The sequence below is a fragment of the Actinoallomurus acanthiterrae genome (assembly GCF_054775715.1).
The window spans coordinates 1,790,627-1,811,078 of record NZ_BAAHCO010000001.1; the positions used below are offsets into that span (position 1 = coordinate 1,790,627).

Consider the following 20,452-nt stretch of genomic DNA (forward strand, 5'->3'; position numbering starts at 1 on the left):
TCCTTTCCATGACGAGGAGCGGGAATGGTCAAGAGAACACTGGTCGGGCTGGGAACCCTGGCCCTGGTCGCGGCGGGACCCGTGCCGCACGCGGGTGCGACGGCACCCGCCTCGCCGGTCAAGGTCGAACCGGCGCAACGCGGGCACGGCGCCTTCCACCGCGGAACGGTGATCGAACGTACGAAGAAGGCGCCGTCGTTCCGGCGGCTGTCGCGGGCCAAGGCGGCGGACGAGCACAAGCTGCAGGTCACCGTGCTCGACCGCAAGGGCGCGGTCGCCACGTCGGAGGAGGCGAGCCGGCTCTACATCTGGCCGCTCGACGGCAGCGACCCGTCCGGCGCCGACGTGGAGAACGGGCACGCCGAGGGCTCGCTGCCCCCGGGCGACTACGTGATGTACTCGAAGGTGGCGACCCCGGAGGCGGACGGAACGACGTCGACCACACTGATCTACCTGCCGAAGGTGACGGTGACCGGCGACCTGTCGCTCACACTCGACGCCCGGAAGGCCAACCCCGTCCAGGTCGAGGTGGACCGGGCGGGGGCCAAGCCGGCGGCCGGAGCCGTCGTGATGATCGCCCAGCGGCTCGGTGGCGTGTTCCGGGACGTCACCGAGGTCGACGGAGACCACCTCTACGTCACGCCCGCCGCCGCGGAGAGCGGTCTCGAATACGAGGTGCAGTCACTGCTGACCCAGGACGGGAAGCAGGAGGGCAGTCCCTACACGTACAACGTCGCGAGCAAGGCGGCGGGCATCCCGGCGGACCTGAAGCTCAGCGTGCACACCAAGGACCTGGCGGCCGTCAAGGTCGGGTACGCGAGCGAAGCCCGACCTGCCTGCGCCGGCACGCACGCGGGGGTCGACTGGAACAGCGGCCTCATCGTGTCGTCCTACTCGCAACCGGGCGTCGTGCCGACGACGCGGACCGAGTACTACACCCCGGGGCTCGACTGGCAGGTCGATCAGGGCGTCACCACCCCGGACTGCGCCTTCGACGAGTACGACGTCCGGTTCCGTACCGACCGGTTCCCGAAGGCGGGGACGTACACGCGGAGCTGGAACAAGAGCCCGCTCGGCCCGGCGGATGGGGAACTCGTCCTCGACACGGGCGACGGGACGGGATACGACGTGGCGATGCTGTCCGAGACCGGCGGGGTGAGCAACATCGGGGGCTACTCCTTCATGAAGGGCGACTCGGCGCTCGTGAGTTCGACCGGCGAGTCGATCGGCCAGAGCATCGTCCCGGGCTTCGGCCGGATCTGGGCGCGCCCGGAGCCGGGCCGCTACACGCTCACCACGAACGCCACCCGGTCGGCGCCGTGGTCGGATCTGGCGACGAGTCAGCACGTCGTCTGGGACGTCACCGTGGGCACGGACAACGTCATCAAGCTGCCGACCGTGCGGTACGAGACGCCGCTCGACGACACGAACCAGGCCCACGCGAACACCACGCAGACCCTGAACGTGGTCCCGCAGCAGGCGAAGGCGGGCGCGAAGGTGTCGCTGTGGACATCCTTCGACGACGGTAAGTCCTGGACTCCGGTGCCCCTCCGCGCCGACGGCGACCGGTGGGTGGCGTCCTTCCGCAACCCGGCCAAAGGGTTCGTCTCCCTGCGGACGAAGATCGACGGCGCGGTCGACCAGACCGTGATCCGCGCCTACGGCATCCGCTGACGCCGAACCGAAGACGTGACGGCCCTCCGCTCTCGGGCGCGAGGGCCGTCACCGCGTTCAGGTCACTCGCGGGCGGTCACGCCCGCGCGGCGGAGGGCCAGGCGGGTGGCGCCCAGCGTGCCGTCGTGGGCCACGGACGCCTCGACGCCGAACCGCTTGTGCAGCCCGGCGCGTACGGCGTCGGCGACCGGGCCGCTCTCCAGCAGGGAACCGGCCACCACGACGCCGGGACGGCCCCGTGACCGCGTGATCTCCTCCAGCGCGGGACGGATGGCGTCGACGTCGGCGAGGAGCCAGTCCGCGGCCTCGGCGACGATCCGCCGGGCCACGTCGTCGCCCGCGGATGCGGCGGCGGTGACCAGTGGGGCGAGTCTGCCGAGCCCGGCGGGCGGCCCGCCGTACACCTCCTTGAGGATCGCCTGCGGGAGCGCGGCTCCCGAGGACATCGACGCTCCGGTCGTGTCGCCGGTGCCGACGGTCAGCGTCTTGAGGTCGAGCTCCGCGAGGAGCGGCGCGGCTGCCTCCCCGAGGAGCAGCCTCGGCACGCTCTCGGCCAGGGTGGTGGGGGCGCCGCGCCCGTCGTACGCGCGCAGCGCCGCGCGAACCGCCTCGGTGCCGATCCACACCCCGGAGCCCTCGTCCCCGACCAGCCATCCGTAGCCGTCGGCGCGGCGGACGAGCGCACCGTCGTCGACCACGGCGGCGCCCGCCCCGGTGCCCGCGAAGATCACCAGCCCGGCCGGCTCGGGGCTCGCCGCGGCGAACGCGATCGCGATGTCGGTGACCACTTCCGGCTGTCCCGGGATGCCCAGCGCCTGCCACGCGGTGTTCGCGGCGGCGACCGCCTTCGGCCGCCCCGCCGACCCGGCGCCCGCGATGCCGAAAACACCGCCTACTATCTGTAGCGGGTCCAGGTCGCCCAGGGCGGCCTGCACCGCTGTGGTCAGCGCGCCGGCCGGGTCGGCACTGGAGTTAGGATTGGCGCCAGGGCCACGGCCACGACCAGCGACAATGCCGTCGACAGTGACGATCGTGGCACGAGTGTTGGTGCCGCCCGCGTCTACGCCCATGACGTACGGACCCCTCACGTTAGAGCACACACTGTGACCGTAGAACATGGCATATTGACAGTGAATCATTTTCGTAAGAAAATTTCCTCCATGAGCAAGGTCGGGCCCGACCCCGGGCCGGCGGCCGACGGTGCGAGCGCCTCGCTCAGCACGGTCGTTCGCGTTCGTTCCCTGTTGCCCTCTCTGCCCCCCGCTGAAGCGCGTGTAGCCCAGCGCGTCATCGACGATCCGGAGGCGGTGGCCAACTCCACCATCACCGAGCTCGCGCAGGCGTGCGGGACCTCGGAGACGACGGTCATCCGGTTCTGCCGCGCGATCGGCTTCGCCGGCTACCCGGAGCTGCGGCTGACCCTGGCCACCGAGGCCGGGCGCGCCCAAGGGGTCACCGGCGGGCGCGTCGTCGGCAGCGACATCAGCACCGACGACACGCTCCAGCAGGTCGTGGAGAAGATCTCCTTCGCTGACGCGCGAGCCGTCGAGGAGACCGCCAACCAGCTCGACATCGAGGCGCTCGAGCGGGTCGTCGCGGCGATCGTCGACGCGCGCCGGGTCGACATCTACGGCGTGGGCGCCAGCGCGTTCGTCGCCCTGGACTTCCAGCAGAAGCTGCACCGCATCGGGCGCACCTCCTACGGCTGGTCGGACGCGCACATCATGCTCACGAGCGCGGCCGTCCTGGAGCCCGGTGACGTCGCGGTCGGCATCTCGCACACCGGCACCACGGTGGACACGATCGACGCGCTCAACGTCGCGAAGCGGCGCGGCGCGACCACGGTCGCGCTGACCAACTTCCCGCGTTCGCCGATCGCCGAGGTCGCCGACTACGTCCTGACGACGGCGGCCCGGGAGACCACCTTCCGGTCGGGCGCGACGGCGAGCCGGCTCGCCCAGCTGACCGTCGTGGACTGCGTCTTCGTCGGCGTCGCGCAGCGCACGTACGAGCCGACCCGGGAGCACCTGGAGGCGACCCGTGAAGCGGTCCGGGTCCGCCGTGTGGGATCGGATCGGAGGCGCCGGTGACCGATCGCCTCTCCGTAGGGGTATTGCAGGGGGTCCCCACCGAGGGTCGCAATCCGCGCACCGTCGACCTCGATCTGCTGCCCACCCTGGACGTGCTCCGTCTCATCAACTCCGAGGACGAGCAGGTGCCCGGTGCGGTGGCGAAGGTGCTGCCGCAGGTCGCCAAGGCCGTCGACCTCGCCGTCGACGCGCTGCGCGGCGGCGGGCGTGTGCACTACTTCGGCGCCGGCACCTCCGGGCGGCTGGCGGTGCTGGACTCCGCCGAGCTCCCGCCGACGTTCGGCATCGAGCCGGGCCTCGTCGTCGCCCACCACGCGGGCGGGCTCGGCGCGCTCTCCCAGGCGATCGAGGACGTCGAGGACGACGAGGACCTCGGAGCCCGTGACGCCGAGGACGTGCGCCTCGGCGAGTTCGCCGTGGGGATCACCGCGAGCGGCCGCACGCCGTACGTCGTGGGCGCGCTGCGCGCCGCGGCGGAGCAGGGCGCGCACACCGCGTTGATCAGTTCCAATCCGGCCGCGGCCTTCGGTGCCGAGGTCGACGTCAACATCGCCGTGGACACCGGGCCCGAAGCCGTGACCGGCTCGACCCGGATGAAGGCGGGCACCGCCACGAAGCTGGTGCTCAACGCCATGTCCACGGCCGCGATGGTGCGGCTCGGCCGCACCTACTCCAACCTCATGGTCAGCGTGAACGCGCTCAACTCCAAGCTGCGCGGCCGCGTGATCAAGATCCTGGTCGAGGCGACCGGTCTGGACGCCGAGACGTGCGCGGCGGCGCTGGCGGCAGCCGGCGGCGACACGCGCACCGCGTTGCTGTCCCTCTTGTGCGACGTCCCCCCCGACCACGCGGCCGAGGCGCTGGCGGCGGCGGGGGGCTCCGTACGGGACGCCATGCGCGGGATCCGGCCTGAGGTCTAGTCAGACGTCGGGGGCAGCTGAGAAAGGGGCCATCCTCCTGATGCGGAAGTTCTGCACGCTTGTCGCGGCGCTCGGCGTCGCCTTCGCCCTCCCGGCGTGTGCACCGAGTACGAGCAGTGGCGGTGGCAAGGTCCACCTCACGGTTCTGTCGTGGCGTCCCGAGGACACCGCGGGATACAAGAAGATCTTCGCCGCCTACGAGAAGAAGCACTCGAAGGTGACGATCGACTTCAAGCCGATCAAGTCCACCGACTACCTGACGGTGCTGCCGAACGAGCTGAAGAAGTCGATGGGCGGGCCCGACGTCGTCCAGCTGAAGCCGTACGGGCCGCTGCAGTCCTACATCAAGGCGGGCAACCTCGTGCCGCTCGACGGCCAGGTGAGCACCAGCGGCTGGCCGGACAAGGTCCTGCAGGCCGCCAAGGGCAAGGACGACGGCAAGCTGTACGGCGTCCCGTACGCCCTGCAGACCCTGCAGGTCATCTACAACAAGAAGATCTTCGCGGACCAGAAGATCGACCCGCCGAAGACGTGGGCCGACTTCACCGCCGCCTGCGACAAGCTCAAGAAGGCCGGCATCACCCCGCTGGCCACGAGCGGTCTGCAGCCGTGGGTCCTCGCCATCGACCACCAGATCTTCGGCGCGACCCGCTACGGCGGCAACGACTTCGAGCAGGCCGTCCTCGCCGGGAAGAAGAACTTCACCGACCCGGACTACACGGCCTCGCTGTCGACCGTCACGAGCCTGAAGTCCTACTTCCCGGACAAGGTCGCCGCCGTCGACTACCCGGACGCGCAGACGCTGTTCACCAGCGGCAAGGCCGCGATGTACCCGGGCGGGTCGTACGAGGTCGGGCCGTTCACCAAGACGTCGCCGGACCTGCAGCTCGGGTTCTTCGACGCCCCGCCCGCGCCCGGCGCCAAGGTGAACCAGCCGCTCACCTCCGGCTACGTCGACGGGTCGTACGGCGTCAACGCCCACTCCGAGCACAAGGCCGAAGCCACCGAGCTGGTGAAATGGATGGCGACGCCGGAGTTCGGGCAGCTGTACGCCGGCACGCTCAAGCAGATCTCGACCGTGCCCGGCACGACGCCCGGCGACCCGCTGCTCGCTCAGGCGTACCAGAACTACCAGTCTCACGGAGCGACCTACATGATGGTCGTCGACTTCGGCTACGGGAACCCGCTCGGCCGTGACCAGGAGGGGTTGGCCCTGCAGAAGATGCTGGGCGGCGCCTCGGCCGCGGACGCGGGCAAACTCGTCCAGAAGGGCATTTCAGCGTGGTTCAAGCCCAGCGGAGGCTGAGGCGTCCGGTCGGCACCGGCGGCGGCGGGCGACCCCGCCGCCGGGTCCTGCTGGCCTTCCTGCTGCCCGCTCTGGCGCTGTACACGGTGTTCATCGTCTATCCGCTGATCTCCGCCGCGCAGTACAGCGTGTACTCGTGGTCGGGGAACAAGCAGAACGGCTTCGCCGGCCTGGCGAACTTCCGTGACCTGTTCACCAAGTACCCGCTGAGCGAGCAGGTGTGGCGCGCACTCGGCCACAACGCCCTGTTCTTCATCGGCACGATGCTGATCCAGACCACCCTCGGACTGGCGTTCGCGGTGCTGCTGCACAAGTCGCGGCGGGGCAAGCGGTTCCTGCAGACCGCCTACACGCTGCCGCACCTGGTCAGCCCGATCGTCGTCGGCTACCTGTGGTCGATCATGCTCAACCCGCAGTTCGGCGCGGTCAACGCCGCGCTGCGCGGCGTCGGCCTCGGCTCGCTCGCCCAGCCGTGGCGCGGCGACCCGCATCTGGCGCTGCCCGTGGCGATCGTCGTGAACGCCTGGCAGTGGGTCGGCTTCCCGATGCTGCTGTTCGGCGCCGCCCTCGCCGGGATTCCCGACGAGTACGAGCAGGCCGCCCGCGTCGACGGCGCGTCGTCGTGGAAGGTGTTCCGGCGGATCACGCTGCCGCTCCTCACACCCGTGCTGGGCATCGTGACCGTGCTGACCTTCATCGGCACCTTCAACGTGCTCGACCTGATCTACGCGTTGCAGGGATCCCAGGGCAACCCGCAGTACGCCACCGACGTCCTCGGCCTGGTGTTCTACCGCACGGCGTTCGAGAACCCCGACCCGAACGCCATCGGCCAGTCCTGCGCGCTCGCCGTCTGCATGTTCGTACTGATCTTCGGGGTCTCGCTGGCGGCCAACCACGTCTTCCGCCGGATGGAGGAACGCGTGCGATGAGCAGCACACTCACGGTCCGTAAACCGACCGCCGTGGCCGCGGCCACGCGGACCTTCCGTAAACGCCCGCGGGTCGGCGGGGTGGCCTCGGTCCTCCTGCTGTGGACGTACGCCCTGGCGGCCCTCGCGCCGCTGATCATCATGGCGTTCAACTCGCTGCGCACCGAGAAGGACCTGGCGAACCAGCCACTCGGGCTGCCCCTCCACCCGGCGTTCGAGAACTACGCTCACGCCTGGTCGGAAGGCAACTTCAGCACCTACTTCGTGAACTCCGTGGTGATCACGGTGAGCTCCGTGGTCCTCGGCACCGGAGTCTCCGTGCTCGCGGCGTACCCGCTGGGGCGCTACCGCTTCCGCGGCCGCGGGGCGCTGTCGTCGTACTTCCTCGCCGGCCTCATGCTGCCGATCCGGCTCGGCGCCGTTCCGGTGTTCTACCTGGTCAACTCGCTCACGACGGCGCTGCCGGGGGTCGACTCCCGGTTCTGGCTGATCTGCGTGTACGCGGGGAGCGGTGTGCCGTTCTCGGTGTTCGTGCTGACGGCGTTCTTCCGGCAGCTGCCGATGGAGCTGGAAGAGGCGGCCCGCATCGACGGCGCGGGCGAGCTGCGGCTCTTCGCGCGGATCATGGTGCCGATGGTGCGGCCCGCGCTCACGACCGTGGCGTTGTTCCAGTTCATTCCGCTCTGGAATGACTTCTTCTTCCCGCTGGTGCTGCTGAAGGACGATCAGTACACGCTGCCGACCGGCCTGACCCGCTTCTTCGCCGAGTTCGAGGCCGCGCACGCGCAACTGTCCGCCGGCCTGGTGATCACGACGATCCCACTCGTCCTGCTCTTCCTGGTGGCCACCAAACAGATCGTCGCCGGCCTCACCGCCGGAATGTCCAAGTAATCGCCGTGAATCAGATCCGTTCAGGTCGGCGGTAGCATGCCATCGTTAAACAGACGATAGCGTTTGCTTGGTGAGGAGTGCGATGGACGAGAGCCCACCGCAACCGCCGTCCTCCAGGGATCTGTGCCGTGGCTGAGGATCTTGGGCGTGTGCTGCTGGGAAGGTACCGGCTGATCGAGCCGCTGGGGCGGGGCGGCATGGGCACGGTCTGGCGTGCGCACGATGAGCGGCTCGGCCGACAGGTGGCCATCAAGGAACTGCGGTTGCCCGACGACCTGGACAGCGAGCAGCGGGCCACGTGGACGGCGCGCCTGGACCGGGAGGCACGTGCGGCCGCCCGGCTGCGCCACCCCGGCATCGTCGGCGTCCACGACCTGGTCCTCGGCGACGATGGGCAGCCGTGGATCGTCATGGAGCTGGTACCCGGACGCTCCCTGGCCACGTTGCTCGCCGAGCATGGGCCGATCTCACCGGCCCGCGCCGCCGCCCTCGGCCTGCAGATCCTGGAGGCGCTGGGTGCCGCGCATCAGGCAGGAATCATTCATCGCGACCTCAAACCGGCCAACGTGCTCCTGGAAGGCGACCGGGTCCTGCTGACAGACTTCGGCATCGCCGTGGTCGATGGCGATGCCACCCTCACCCGGTCGGGCGCGCTTCTGGGCACGCCCGCGTTCATGGCCCCCGAACAGATCCGCGGCCAGACCGTCACCGCCGCCTGTGACCTGTGGGCGCTGGGGGCGACTTTGTACACGGTTGTCGAGGGGCATCCTCCGTTCGAGGGCGCGACCACCGGGGCCGTCTTGGTCGCCGTCGCCACCGACGATCCGGTCCCGATGACCGCCGCGGGCCCGCTCGCTCCCGTCATCGGCGCCCTCCTCCACAAAGACCCGACGCAGCGTCCGGCCGCCGACGGCCTTCGGGCGATGCTGACCCACGTCACCTCCGCCTCACCGAACCCCGTCCCGCCCACACCCGCCGGGGTGACGGCAACCGAGCCGCCGCCACCGCACGCTTACGCACCACCGGTCCCCGGCCCGATCCCTCCGCATCCGCGTCCCGTACCGCTCCCGCCAGGGCGCAGGTCGGCTGTTTTGATCGGGGCGGTCGCCGCGGCCGTACTCATTCTCATAGGGGCCGGTGCGACGCTCGTCTACGCCCTCAAGAACCCCGCCTACGATGCCAACAAGCGCGCCGCCGCGGCCCTGGGAGCGCCCTCCGGATTCACCCTGAAAGACGAGCACAAGATCGAGGGCGACCGGGTGCGCCGGACGTTCTCGGGGTGCCGGATGTTCTGCGGCCAGGGCGAGAGATTGCAGGCCACACAGATCAACTACGTCCGCAACTGGCTACGGACGCTCCATTCGGTGGCCGCAGTGTCCCCGCCTGAGATCATGCCGGACGGCGCGAGCTGTGTTGTCGCTGTCCGGACCGCCACCGGACCCGAGATCTCCAACGTGCGGATCACTATTTCGCAGAAGCCGAAGGAGGACTTCCTCCTCCAACTGGACGTCGGCTGACACGCGGCGGCCACACAGGCCCGGGCCGGCGGTGGCGAGCGTGGTCAGTAGCCGGGGTCCGTGCCACCGCTCGCCTCGATCAGCCAGTACAGCGTTCCGGTGCCGAAAGGCAGCCCGGTCGTGGCGACGTCGATCCAGCCTGTGCCCGGTGCGTCGGTTCCGGCATGCCACCACCACCAGCTCCGGTCCCCTCCGCCGTCTTCTTCGTTCGGATCGAAATAGAAGAGCCAGGTCGAAAGGCTCCACGGCGCCTTGTCGGCGGTGGTCTCCTCCGCAGCGGTGGCCTCCTCTGTCGGAGTCGTGGCCTGCCAGCGCTCCAGCCAGGCGGCGGCCCTGTCGGCAGGATCGAAGACCAATGCCGGTGCGGACGGCCTGCTCTCCGGCGCGGACCGTTGCACGAACCAGGAGGGGAGGATCTCCGGCCACTCTTCCTCCGCCGGCCATGAGCCCACCCGCTCGACGACGCGTCCGAGCACCTCACGCGCGCGGGTGATCACGGCCGCCGCGTCGGCCGCCGTGAAGAACACCCGTACGAGCATCAGGCCTTCGTCGTCATCGTCGGCGGGGCCGGACCGGATGCGTCGCAGCTCGTTATCGGAGATCCTCATATCCCGAATTTTGCAGGATCTTGGTGAGTGCGGGGGCTTCGGGAGGCATCCTCCGTCTTCGCTCGAGGAGAAATCACCCGGCGGAGGCGATGATGCTCTGGACCCGGGCCGTGGTCGTGACCGCGCGGACGGTCTCCGGCGGGTACAGCGCGCCGCCCATGAAGATGTCCGGCCGGGTGTGGCGGGACGGTGACGGCAGCGACTCCGAGGCGGTGAAGTGCATCTCCTCGGCGCCGGTCTGCTCGGCGACGCGGGCGGCGGTGCGTTCGTTGATCCCGCCGGCCGCCAGGATGACGATCCGCCCGGCGGCCTTCTCGACGAGGCGCGCGAGCAGGTCCGTGCCCTCCAGGGCGCTGGGTGCCCCGCCGGAGGTGAGCAGCCGGTCCACACCCAGGGCGACGACGTCCTCGAACGCCGCCTCGGGGTCGCGGGTGACGTCGTACGCCCGGTGGAAGGTGACGCTGAGCGGGCGGGCGGCCTCGACGAGCCGTGCGCACAGCTCGGTGTCGATGTCCGCGTCGGGGGTCAGGGCGCCGATGACGACGCCGTCCGCGCCGGCGGCCTTGACCGCCGCGATGTCACGCAGCATGACCTCGGCCTCGGCGGGGCCGTACACGAAGTCTCCGCCACGCGGGCGGATGATCACGTGGACCTTGAGCCGGCCGCGGTGGCGACCGCCTGCTCGATCATCCCGATGCTCGGCGTGATCCCGCCCTCGAACAGGGCGGCGCAGAGCTCCACCCGGTCGGCACCGGCCTCCGCCGCGGCCGCGACGCCGTCGGCCGAATCCAGGCAGATCTCGTAGCGCACGTTTCGGTTCCTTTCGCAGAGTGGTCAGAAGGGTCAGAGCAGTTCCGGGGTCAGGTCCGGGTCGGGCATGTCGGGGTCGAATGGGAACAGCGGCCGCCGTACGCGGTGGTGGCCGAGCCGGAGCAGGTCCTGGTCGACGCCGCCCGGCGTGAGGGCGAGCAGCCAGTCGGCCGCGAGGTCGTACAGCTCCGGCTCCAGATAACCGATCTTGACGATGACCAGGTCGGTCGCGGCGGGGTCCAGGCCGAGGAAGGTGAAGTCGCGGATCTCGTGGTACGGCTTGCGGCGGGCCGTCACGATCACCTGCAGTCCGCCGGTCCTGAGCACCGCGATGTCGCCGCCGACCGGGTCGTCGCGGCGGAGCGCCTGCACCGTGCCCGCGAGGGCGACCGGGCCGGCCGGGCCCGAATCGATCTTGCCGCCGACCCGCAGCGTCACCTCGGCGCCCTCGCCGGCGGCGAACGCGGCGTCCACCGCCTCGGGGTCCACGATGCTCGCGTAGATCGCGCCGACCTTGCCGAGACGCAGCTCCTCGACGCCGAGCAGGTACTCCAGCGTGGCGGAGACGTCGCCGGCGCCGCCGGCGGTGGGGTTGTCCCCGGAGTCGCTGATCAGGAACGGCCTGGCGTCGCTGTCGATCGCCGACCGGACACAGTCCGCCAAACCTCCGGTGGGGGCGACGAAGGCGAAGTCCGCGCGGGCGGTCCAGTACGCCTCGGCCAGGCCGCGCGCCTGCTCGGTGACGGTCGCCTCGTCGTCGCCGGTGACGACCACGGCGGCGCGGCAGCGGGGCTCATCGGCCCAGGCGTACCCGACCCAGATCGCGGCGTCGAGCACGCCGGGCATGGCCTCGACCTCGGGCACGCGGGCGTACAGGCTCTTGGCGGGCTCGATGCGGGTGCTGGTCTTCTCGCCGGGCAGCAGCACCGGCACCTGCACCCAGGCCTTGAGTGGGCGTCCGCCCTCGCGCAGGCGGGTCACGAGGTTGCGCGCCGCGCGCTCCCGGGACTCCCAGGCGTCCTCGTGCGGCGCCATCCGGTAACAGGTGATCAGGTCGACCGTGGCGGCCAGTTCGCGGGAGACGTTCCCGTGGAGGTCCATGGACGCGGAGATCAGCGTCTCCGGGCCGACGGCCGCCCGTACGGCCGCGGCCAGGCCGGCCTCCGCGTCGGTGCGCCCGGTGACGCTCATGGCCCCGTGGATGTCGAAGAACAGGCCGTCCAGCGGCCCGGCGGCTTTGGCGCGTTCCACGATCTCGGCTTCGAGGGCGTCGTACACGTCCGGGTCGACGGCGCCACCGGGCAGGGAGACCGCGTGCAGCAGCGGCACCCACTCGACCGCCTCGCACCACGGCCGCGTCTTCTGGATCCACGGGTACCGGGCCAGGAGGGCGTCGTCCCGGGTGACCGTGAAGTCGGCCAGGCGGGTCAGGTGCGGGGAGAACGTGCTCGACTCGATCGCGATGCCGGCGATGCCGATGCGCAGTGCCGTCACGGGGGACTCCTTCTAGGCGGGGAGGGCCATGCCTTGGTCGAGGATGAGGCGGCGGATTCTCACGGGGGGCTCCTCGGCTAAGACGGCAGGGCCACGCCCTGGTCGAGGATGAGGCGGCCGATGCCGAGCAGGCCGGCGTCGGGCCCGGCGACGCTCTCGCCGATCTCCAGGTCCTGGGTGGTGGGCGGCAGGCATCGCTCGTACAGGACGCCGCGCGCCGCCGCGACGAACAGGTCGCAGGCGGCCAGCGCGCCGCTGAGGATGACCGCCTGGGGGTTGAGGAAGTTCACGATCGTGGTGAGGACCTCGCCGAGCTGCCGCCGGCGAACCGGACGTTCGTCGTGACGGTCGGGTGCCCGTCACCGGCCAGGCGCACGAGGTCGGCGGTGTTCTTGACGTCGACGCCGTCGGCGTTCACGGCGGTGATCAGCGCCGCGCCGCTGGCGATGGTCTCCAGGCAGCCGAAGTTTCCGCAGCTGCACGGCCGCTCGCCGCCCGCCGGAACGCGGTTGTGGGTGATGTCGCCGGCGAAGCCGCGGGCGCCCCGGTGCAGCCGTCCGTCGCTCACGACCGCCGCGCCGACGCCGGTGCCGGCCTTGACGAAGACGAAGTCGCGCAGCCCCGGGCCGCGCGCGACGGTCTCGCCCATCGCCATGAGGTTCGCGTCGTTCTCGACCACGAGTGGTGCCGTGAACCGCCTGCCGAGGCGCTCGCGTACGGAGTAGCCGTTCCACCCGGGCATGCGGGACGGCCCGACCATGACGCCGTCGAGGTCGACCGGACCGGGCAGGCCGATCCCGACGCCGAGCACCGGGCGTCCCGCGCCGAGGTCATCGAGGGCGTCCATGACCTGGTCGAGGATGGGCTCCGGCCCGGACGTGACGTCGATCGCCAGATCGTGGACCGTCTCGGGCCGCCCCGTCCCGTCCAGCGCCGCCAGGCGTGCGTGGTGGCCGCCCAGGTCGGCGGCCAGCATCACGCCCTCACCGGCGGGCACGCTGAGCAGCCGGGGCCGCCGGCCGCCACGTGAGCGGCCTTCACCGGACTCCAGGAGCAGACCGGAGTCGAGCAGCTCCTGCACGTGGGCGGAGACGGTCGACGGAGCCCAGCCGAGCAACCGGGCCAGCTCGGCCCGCGACGTTGCCTGGCCCGACGCGACGAGCCCGAGAATCTGCGCGGCCGACACGGCGGCTCCTTCGTCGAAAGACTGAGAAACTTAATTCGATTCCGAACATTAAAGCATCGGATCGACCGGAACAATAGCAAGCCGGGACCTGTGAGTCCATCAAAGATGCGCGTAACACCACGGTAACCGGAGGATCTGTGGGAGTCGATGGCGTTACTTGATTCGAATCACTCTTGTCTTGATTCGATGGGTCGATGTATCGTCACCGCCACATCGCCACTGATCCCCACTGGAACCTCCCGTCAGGAGCACCGATGAAGAGACCATCGCCTTCGTTCCCGGCGGCCGCGCGCACCCCGCTGGCGGTGCTCGGCGTGGCCACCGCACTGCTGGCGGCCGGATGTTCCTCCGGCAGTGGGCAGGGGTCGTCGGCGACCGGCGGCACGCCGCAGAAGGGCGGGGCGGTGACGTTCGCGCTGCCGCCCAACGCCACGCCGAACTGGATCTTCCCGCTGGGCACCCCCGGCCACCTCGCCGGGTACAACAGCGCGATCCGGCAGAACGTCTTCCTGCCGCTGTACGCCTACAACGGGTCGAGCGGCACCGTGGCCCTGGACGAGAAGGCCGGTGCGGCGAAACCGCCGGTCTACTCCAACGGCGGAAAGACCGTCACCATCACGCTGAAGGACCTGACCTGGGCGGACGGTCAGAAGATGACCAGCCGCGACGTGGAGTTCTGGTTCAACCTGGCCAAGGCCAACAAGGACCAGTGGGGCAACTACGCCAAGGGCGACCTGCCGGACAACGTCGCGAAGTTCACGACCGTCAACGACACGACGTTCAAGCTCGACCTGACCCGGGCGTACAACCCGGACTGGTTCACCGCCAACCAGCTCACCTACGTCACGCCGCTGCCGCACGCCTGGGACGTCGAGAGCGCCGGCGGCAAGGCCGGCGACTTCGACCGTACGGCGGACGGCGCCAAGAAGGTCTTCAAGTACCTGATCGGCGAGGCCGGCAAGCTGTCGGAGTACGCCACCAACCCGCTGTGGAAGGTCGCCAACGGGCCGTTCACGGTGAAGGAGTTCACCACCACCGGCCAGGTGACGCTCGCCAAGAACCCGAAGTACACCGGCGACGACGCAGCCCACCTGGACACCGTCACGTTCAAGCCGTTCACCTCCGCCCAGGCGGAGCTCAACGTGCTGCGCTCCGGCGGCGTCGACTACGGCTACCTGCCGGCGCTCGCGGTCTCGCAGCAGAAGACCATTGAGAACAGCGGGTACCAGGTGAAGCCCTGGAACGGCTGGGCGATCACCTACATCCCGTACAACTTCAACAACCCGGACATGGGCGCGGTGTTCAAGCAGCTCTACATCCGGCAGGCCGTGCAGATGTCGATCGACCAGGCGACCATCTCGCGCGTCATCTGGCACGACCAGGCCGCCCCCGGGTACGGGCCGGTGCCCCAGCAGCCCGTGTCGAAGTACCTGTCGGCCGACCAGAAGAACAACCCGTACCCGTACGACGTGAACAAGGCCAAGGCGCTGATCGCGTCGCACGGCTGGACGGTCGCGAACAACGTGGCCTCCTGCACGAAGCCGGGCACCGGGGCCGACCAGTGCGGGGCCGGGATCAAGGCGGGCACGCAGCTGAAGTTCTCGCTGCTGACCGAGAGCGGCAGCACCGAGACCGACAACACGATGCAGGAGCTGCAGTCCGCCCTGTCGAAGATCGGCGTCGCGCTGTCGATCAAGTCGGAGCCGCTCAACTCCGTCCTCGACCACACCCCGGAGTGCAAGGCGAGCCAGTCGACGTGCTCCTGGCAGCTGTCCTTCTTCGGCACGCAGGGCAGCTGGTACTTCCCGGCGTATCCGAGCGGTGAGCAGATCTTCTCGACCGACGGCAGCACCAACCTCGGCAGCTACAGCGACCCGACGGCCGACAAGCTGGTCACGGAGTCGACGAGCTCGTCGTCGCCCGCGGCGATGCAGGAGTACAGCTCCTACCTCGCCAAGAACCTGCCGGTGATCTGGATGCCGAACCCCGCCTACCAGGTGTCGGCGATCCGCAACAACCTGCGCGGCGTCGTCCAGGACCCTCTGGCGACCATGCAGCCGCAGCGCTGGTACCTCGCGAAGTGACCGACGTGCCCGGGACGGCCGACCGCCGTCCCGGGCCCCACCCTGGCCGGAGGAACCCCCGTTGACCCGCTTCCTGGCAAAGCGCCTCGGGCAGTCGATCGTCGTCATCCTGCTGGTGACCGTGATCGTCTTCCTGCTGCTGCACTCGGTCCCCGGCGGACCCGCCCGGGGCATTCTCGGTCCACAGGCCAGCCCGCAGGCGATCGCCGCGTTCAACCACGAGCACGGCTTCGACAAGTCGCTCGTCCAGCAGTACTGGGCGTTCCTCAGCCGACTGCTGCACGGCGACCTCGGCGACTCGTACACGCTGAACCAGTCGGTGGGCTCCCTCATCGCCCAGCGGCTGCCCAAGACCCTCGTCCTGACCGGGATGTCGACGCTGCTGGCGCTGCTCATCGCCGTGCCGCTGGGCGTCTGGCAGGGCCGGCGGCGCCGGGGCCTGACCGACTACGCGGTCACGACCGTGGTGTTCGTCGGGTACGCGACCCCGGTCTTCTTCCTCGCGCTCATCCTCGTGATCGTCTTCACCGAGAAGATCCCGATCCTGCCCCCACAGGCGCCGCAGACCCAGTCGCTGGCAGGGCTGTTCGCCGACTCGCGCGGGCTGATCCTGCCCGTCCTCGCCGGGGCGATCGCCACGGTCGCGGCGTTCAGCCGGTACATGCGGTCGGCCGTGCTCGACAACCTCGCCGAGGACTACGTACGGACCGCCCGAGCCAAGGGCGCCTCGGAGCGGCGGGTGGTGTGGCTGCACATCATGCGCAACTCGCTGACCCCGATCATCGCGATGCTCGGCTACTACCTGCCGGTGCTGTTCTCCGGCGCGCTCGTCATCGAGTCGGTGTTCAACTACCCGGGGATGGGGCTGCTGTTCTGGAACGCCGCGCAGACCTCCGACTACCCGATCCTGCTCGGCACGGTCCTGGTGATCGCGCTGGCCACCGTCATCGGCTCGCTACTCGCCGACATCGTCCAGGCGCTCGTCGACCCCCGCGTCCGGGGAGCGATCCGTTGACGCGCACGTCCGACACCGAGGAGTTGCAGTGACGGTCTCCGCTCCGCTCATCACCGAGCAGGCGCCCGCGACCACGGCGGCCGGGCCGTACCGCCGGATGGTGAAGCTGTTCTTCGCCAACCGGCTGGCCGTCACCGGCCTGGTCATCCTCGGCGCGCTGCTGGTCTTCTGCTTCCTCGGCCCGCTGATCCACCACACCGACCAGACGCACACGCAGTTGTCCGACGCCAACCTCTCGCCGGGCACGCGCGGGCACCTCCTCGGCACCGACGACGTCGGCCGGGACGTGCTGGGCCGCCTGATGGTCGGCGGCCAGACCTCCCTGGAGATCGGCATCGCCGCCGGCCTGCTCGCGACGCTGATCGGGACGGTCTGGGGCGCGATCTCCGGGTACGCCGGAGGCTGGGTCGACGCGATCATGATGCGGGTCGTCGACGCGGGCATCGCGATCCCCGCCCTGTTCCTGCTCCTCGTGACCGCGACGATCCTCCGCCCCACGGTGCCGGTGCAGATCCTGATCATCGGCTGCGTGTCGTGGCTCGTTCCGGCCCGGCTCGTACGCGCGGAGGCCCTGTCGCTGCGCAGCCGCGACTACGTGCAGGCCATGAAGGCGATGGGCGGCGGCCACGGCCGGGCGGTCTTCCGGCACGTCATCCCCAACGCCATCGGCACGGTCGTGGTCAACGCCACCTTCCAGGTGGCCGACGCGATCCTGCTGATCGCCTACGTCAGCTTCCTCGGTCTCGGCGTGGCCCCGCCGAAGACCGACTGGGGCGGCATGCTCAGCAAGGGCATCTCCTATACCTCAGAGGGCTACTGGTGGCTGATCTTCCCGGCGGGCCTGGCGATCGTGCTGGTCGTGTGCGCGTTCAACTGCATCGGCGACGGCCTGCGCGACGCCTTCGAGGTACGGCTGCAGGGGCGCTGATGCGGAACCAAACGAAAGGCGAGACGGTGAGCGACTCCCCGGCCCTGGCCATCGAGGACCTGAACGTCTCCTTCACCGGCGGCCCCGAGACGGTACGCGCGGTCGACGGCGTCAGCATCCGCGTCCGGCCGGGTGAGATCGTCGCGGTCGTCGGCGAGTCCGGGTCGGGCAAGAGCGTCACGTCCATGTCGACCCTGGGCCTGCTGCCGCCCACCGCCACCGTGAGCGGCACGATCCGGGTCGGCGACGTCGACGTCACGACACTGGACGGCGCGGCGCTGCGGGCCGTACGCGGGTCCGAGATCGCCATGGTGTTCCAGGAGCCGATGACCGCGCTGAACCCCGCGTTCACCGTCGGCTGGCAGGTGGCCGAGGCGCTGCGGCTGCACATCGACGGCCTGTCCCGGAAGCAGGCCCTCGACCGCGCCGCCGAGCTCCTGGAGACGGTCGGCATCCGGGACGCGCGGCGCAGGCTCGGGCAGTACCCGCACGAGCTGTCCGGTGGCCTCCGCCAGCGCGTAATGATCGCCATGGCGATCGCCTGCGAGCCGAAGGTACTCATCGCCGACGAGGCCACCACCGCCCTGGACGTCACCGTGCAGGCGGAGATCCTCGACCTGCTGCGCGGCCTGCGGGACCGGTTCGGCACGGCGATGCTCGTCATCACCCACAACATGGGCGTCGTCGCCGACATCGCCGACCGGGTCGTCGTCATGTACCAGGGAAAGGTCGTCGAGGAGGCGCCGGTCGAGGAGCTGTTCGCCCGGCCCCGCGCCGACTACACCAAGCGGCTGCTGAGCGCGGTCCCGCGCCTGGCCCCCCGAGACGACGCACCGCGGACCGCGCCCGGCACTGAGGCGGGCGTCCCCGGGGACGGCGCACCGCGGACCGCGCCCGGCACCGAGACGGACGCCTCCGAGGACGGTGCGGGCGTGCCGCAGGCGGTACGGGACGACGAGGCCGCGCCGGCGGACCTCCCCAGGGACGGCGCGAACGCGCCACAGGCGATACGGGACGACGGCGGGCCGGCGCTGGCCATCGAGAACCTCGTCGTGCAGTTCCGCGGCAAGGGCGGCACCAAGGTCCGCGCGGTCGACGACGTCTCACTCACCATCGCCCGCGGCGAGGTCCTCGGGCTGGTCGGCGAGTCGGGATCCGGCAAGTCGACCGTGGGCCGCGCGGCGATCGGGCTCATCAGCCCGGACACGGGCACCGTACGGCTGCTCGGCGACTCGCTGACCGGCGCGCGGGGGCGGGCGCTGCGGAGGCTCCGGCGTCGGTGCGGCATCGTCTTCCAGGACCCGGCGTCCTCCCTGGACCCCCGGATGACCGTCGGCGACTGCGTCGCCGAACCGCTGCTGATCAACAAGGTCGGCGACCGGGACGAGCGGGTCGTCGCCCTGCTGGAGAGCGTCCGGCTCGACCCTGCCGTACGGCTCCGCTACCCGCACGAGCTGTCCGGCGGGCAGCGGCAGCGGGTCGGCATCGCGCGGGCGCTCGCCCTCGACCCGGACCTCGTGATCGCCGACGAGCCGACCAGCGCGCTGGACGTCTCGGTCCAGGCGGCCGTGCTCGAGGTGTTCCTGGAGCTGCAGGCCCGCCTCGGCTTCGCCTGCCTGTTCATCACGCACGACCTCGCCGTCGTCGGGCTGGTCTCCGACCGGGTCGCGGTGCTGAACCAGGGCCGGCTGGTCGAGGAGGGCCCACGCGACCAGGTGCTGTTCGACCCACGCGAGGACTACACGCGCCGCCTGGTCACCTCCGCACCCGTACCCGACCCCGTGGAGCAGCGAGAACGCCGGGTCCGCGCGGCAGAGCTGAGGGCGGCCCGCGACTGACCGAGGCCGCTCGGGCGGCCCGATCACTCCGGGCTCGCTCGTCACCCGGTTGCCGAGCATTCCGTACACCGCAGTCGCTGCCGGACCTGATGCCGGGTAGGGCGCGACGGCGGCCCGCACGAAGCAGCCACCGCGGTGGCTCCCCAGTGGGCACAATCGGCGTAAACAGCCGCGTTACCGGCAATCCCTCCCGCCGGGTGGACCCATGGCGTTCTGTGCCTTCTACTCAGGCGACGCGAATTCTCGTCTGGGTAGAAGGCTCTGAAAGCAAGGTGCCTGCGGGGGTGTCCGACGTGCGCAGATCCTGCGTTCTGTCCCTACGGTGCGGCGGCCGAGTTGTGCTGATCGCCGGAAACGACCCGGTTGCCGTACGGCCTCCCTGGGCCTGTTCCGGTCAGCCGCGCAGGTAGGCGTCGAGTTCCTCGGCGGTCATCTCGTCGAACCGTCTCAGGGCCACGGCGAGGAATCGGAGCTGGTCGGTGTCGGCGGTCGCCACGCGGACCCGGCCGCCGGCCCACCGCCACAGCGGCAGCCCACCGGCGTCCAGCACCGCTGACCATTCCTGCGGCGGCACCGACAGGTCGGCGTCGGCCCGCTGCCGCCGTTGCAGGCTCATCCGCGCGGCGGCCGGGTATTTGCGGACGAGGAAGTCCAGACGCAGCAACTCCCGCGCCTCGGACGGCGGGTGGGCCGCCAGTAAGTCGACGAGCGCGCGGAGCGCCGGAAGCGACCGCATGAGCCGTTCTTCGGGCGTCATCGTCACATTCCCCGCCGCAGCGGCACGCAGACGACCTTGCTGATCGAGCGGATCAGCTCCTCGATGTCGTCGACGGCGAGAAGCCGGGAGGAGTCGCCCCGCCGCCCGATCGGGACGCCCCAGGACCAGTGCCAGCGGGGATGATTCTGCTCATCGGGTTTACAGATGATCCTCTCGCTGAGGTGATTGCTCGCCCCGTGGATGAAGATCTCCGCCCCGTACTGCTCGGCGCGTAGCCCCGCCGCCTGGCATTCCTGGGTCAGCCACTTCGCGTACGCGTAAATGTCTTCCGTTGTGTACGGTTCCACGACTTATTCCCTTTTAATCGCCCGCCGATTTCCAATGACCAAGCTGACACGCTGAGTTACTTTGAGCTACAGACAGGCATCACCCGATGTCACACGTG

The 20,452-nt window shown here is 70.2% G+C and carries 20 protein-coding genes; 11 read left to right on the plus strand and 9 right to left on the minus strand.

Annotated elements, in window-relative coordinates; all coding sequences use genetic code 11:
- The first annotated feature begins 24 nt into the window (after nt 1-24).
- On the plus strand, nt 25-1,674 hold the full coding sequence (locus ACYVF7_RS08885; RefSeq protein WP_460337568.1) for a hypothetical protein: 1,650 nt from the start codon (nt 25-27) through the stop codon (nt 1,672-1,674).
- A 62-nt stretch (nt 1,675-1,736) separates the two neighbouring features.
- Here ACYVF7_RS08885 and ACYVF7_RS08890 read toward each other — a convergent pair whose 3' ends face one another.
- Nucleotides 1,737-2,744 (minus strand): N-acetylglucosamine kinase, encoded by a 1,008-nt coding sequence (locus ACYVF7_RS08890; protein ID WP_460337571.1) that lies wholly within the window; start codon nt 2,742-2,744, stop codon nt 1,737-1,739.
- 90 nt (nt 2,745-2,834) lie between these two features.
- Between ACYVF7_RS08890 and ACYVF7_RS08895 the strand changes: the two genes are divergently transcribed.
- The 6 genes from ACYVF7_RS08895 to ACYVF7_RS08920 all read left to right on the plus strand — a co-directional run bounded on the left by ACYVF7_RS08895 (nt 2,835) and on the right by ACYVF7_RS08920 (nt 9,326).
- Nucleotides 2,835-3,764 (plus strand): MurR/RpiR family transcriptional regulator, encoded by a 930-nt coding sequence (locus tag ACYVF7_RS08895; protein WP_460337574.1) that lies wholly within the window; start codon nt 2,835-2,837, stop codon nt 3,762-3,764.
- Nucleotides 3,761-4,684, plus strand: coding sequence for an N-acetylmuramic acid 6-phosphate etherase (gene murQ, locus ACYVF7_RS08900; RefSeq protein WP_460337577.1), 924 nt, complete (start codon nt 3,761-3,763; stop codon nt 4,682-4,684). The genes ACYVF7_RS08895 and murQ overlap by 4 nt, the downstream gene beginning before the upstream one ends.
- Nucleotides 4,685-4,724: 40 nt before the next feature.
- Nucleotides 4,725-5,990 (plus strand): ABC transporter substrate-binding protein, encoded by a 1,266-nt coding sequence (locus tag ACYVF7_RS08905; protein ID WP_460337579.1) that lies wholly within the window; start codon nt 4,725-4,727, stop codon nt 5,988-5,990.
- On the plus strand, nt 5,966-6,919 hold the full coding sequence (locus ACYVF7_RS08910; protein WP_460337582.1) for a carbohydrate ABC transporter permease: 954 nt from the start codon (nt 5,966-5,968) through the stop codon (nt 6,917-6,919). The genes ACYVF7_RS08905 and ACYVF7_RS08910 overlap by 25 nt, the downstream gene beginning before the upstream one ends.
- Entirely contained in the window at nt 6,916-7,809 is an 894-nt protein-coding gene (locus ACYVF7_RS08915; RefSeq protein ID WP_460337585.1) for a carbohydrate ABC transporter permease, read from the plus strand. Before ACYVF7_RS08910 ends, ACYVF7_RS08915 begins: the two co-directional genes overlap by 4 nt.
- Nucleotides 7,810-7,937: 128 nt before the next feature.
- Complete coding sequence (locus ACYVF7_RS08920; protein WP_460337588.1) at nt 7,938-9,326, plus strand: serine/threonine-protein kinase; 1,389 nt, start codon at nt 7,938-7,940, stop codon at nt 9,324-9,326.
- A 44-nt stretch (nt 9,327-9,370) separates the two neighbouring features.
- Here ACYVF7_RS08920 and ACYVF7_RS08925 read toward each other — a convergent pair whose 3' ends face one another.
- From ACYVF7_RS08925 to ACYVF7_RS08950, 6 genes are all read right to left on the minus strand, one after another.
- Nucleotides 9,371-9,934, minus strand: a complete 564-nt coding sequence (locus ACYVF7_RS08925; RefSeq protein WP_460337591.1) for a hypothetical protein — start codon at nt 9,932-9,934, stop codon at nt 9,371-9,373.
- Between the two features lie 73 nt (nt 9,935-10,007).
- Nucleotides 10,008-10,580 carry a copper homeostasis protein CutC gene (locus ACYVF7_RS08930; RefSeq protein WP_460337594.1) on the minus strand — a complete coding sequence of 191 codons (573 nt, stop codon included), beginning with the start codon at nt 10,578-10,580 and terminating at the stop codon, nt 10,008-10,010.
- Nucleotides 10,577-10,744: a copper homeostasis protein CutC gene (locus tag ACYVF7_RS08935; protein WP_460337597.1), complete on the minus strand. Its 168-nt coding sequence runs from the start codon at nt 10,742-10,744 to the stop codon at nt 10,577-10,579. Before ACYVF7_RS08935 ends, ACYVF7_RS08930 begins: the two co-directional genes overlap by 4 nt.
- Nucleotides 10,745-10,777: 33 nt before the next feature.
- On the minus strand, nt 10,778-12,238 hold the full coding sequence (locus tag ACYVF7_RS08940) for a M81 family metallopeptidase (RefSeq protein ID WP_460337600.1): 1,461 nt from the start codon (nt 12,236-12,238) through the stop codon (nt 10,778-10,780).
- A 77-nt stretch (nt 12,239-12,315) separates the two neighbouring features.
- On the minus strand, nt 12,316-12,528 hold the full coding sequence (locus tag ACYVF7_RS08945; protein WP_460337604.1) for a hypothetical protein: 213 nt from the start codon (nt 12,526-12,528) through the stop codon (nt 12,316-12,318).
- Nucleotides 12,525-13,424 carry an ROK family protein gene (locus ACYVF7_RS08950; protein ID WP_460337607.1) on the minus strand — a complete coding sequence of 300 codons (900 nt, stop codon included), beginning with the start codon at nt 13,422-13,424 and terminating at the stop codon, nt 12,525-12,527. Before ACYVF7_RS08950 ends, ACYVF7_RS08945 begins: the two co-directional genes overlap by 4 nt.
- Before the next feature lie 254 nt (nt 13,425-13,678).
- Between ACYVF7_RS08950 and ACYVF7_RS08955 the strand changes: the two genes are divergently transcribed.
- From ACYVF7_RS08955 to ACYVF7_RS08970, 4 genes are all read left to right on the plus strand, one after another.
- Nucleotides 13,679-15,508 carry a peptide ABC transporter substrate-binding protein gene (locus ACYVF7_RS08955; RefSeq protein WP_460337610.1) on the plus strand — a complete coding sequence of 610 codons (1,830 nt, stop codon included), beginning with the start codon at nt 13,679-13,681 and terminating at the stop codon, nt 15,506-15,508.
- Between the two features lie 61 nt (nt 15,509-15,569).
- On the plus strand, nt 15,570-16,523 hold the full coding sequence (locus tag ACYVF7_RS08960; protein WP_460337613.1) for an ABC transporter permease: 954 nt from the start codon (nt 15,570-15,572) through the stop codon (nt 16,521-16,523).
- 28 nt (nt 16,524-16,551) lie between these two features.
- A complete protein-coding gene (locus tag ACYVF7_RS08965; protein WP_460337616.1) occupies nt 16,552-17,451 on the plus strand; it encodes an ABC transporter permease in 900 nt (299 codons plus the stop codon).
- Between the two features lie 26 nt (nt 17,452-17,477).
- Nucleotides 17,478-19,289 carry an ABC transporter ATP-binding protein gene (locus ACYVF7_RS08970; RefSeq protein ID WP_460337619.1) on the plus strand — a complete coding sequence of 604 codons (1,812 nt, stop codon included), beginning with the start codon at nt 17,478-17,480 and terminating at the stop codon, nt 19,287-19,289.
- A gap of 394 nt (nt 19,290-19,683) precedes the next feature.
- Here ACYVF7_RS08970 and ACYVF7_RS08975 read toward each other — a convergent pair whose 3' ends face one another.
- Entirely contained in the window at nt 19,684-20,046 is a 363-nt protein-coding gene (locus tag ACYVF7_RS08975; protein ID WP_460337622.1) for a hypothetical protein, read from the minus strand.
- A gap of 2 nt (nt 20,047-20,048) precedes the next feature.
- The gene (locus ACYVF7_RS08980; protein WP_460337626.1) at nt 20,049-20,354 is read right to left on the minus strand and encodes a hypothetical protein; all 306 of its coding nucleotides are present in this window, start codon (nt 20,352-20,354) and stop codon (nt 20,049-20,051) included.
- Between the last annotated feature and the right edge of the window lie 98 nt (nt 20,355-20,452).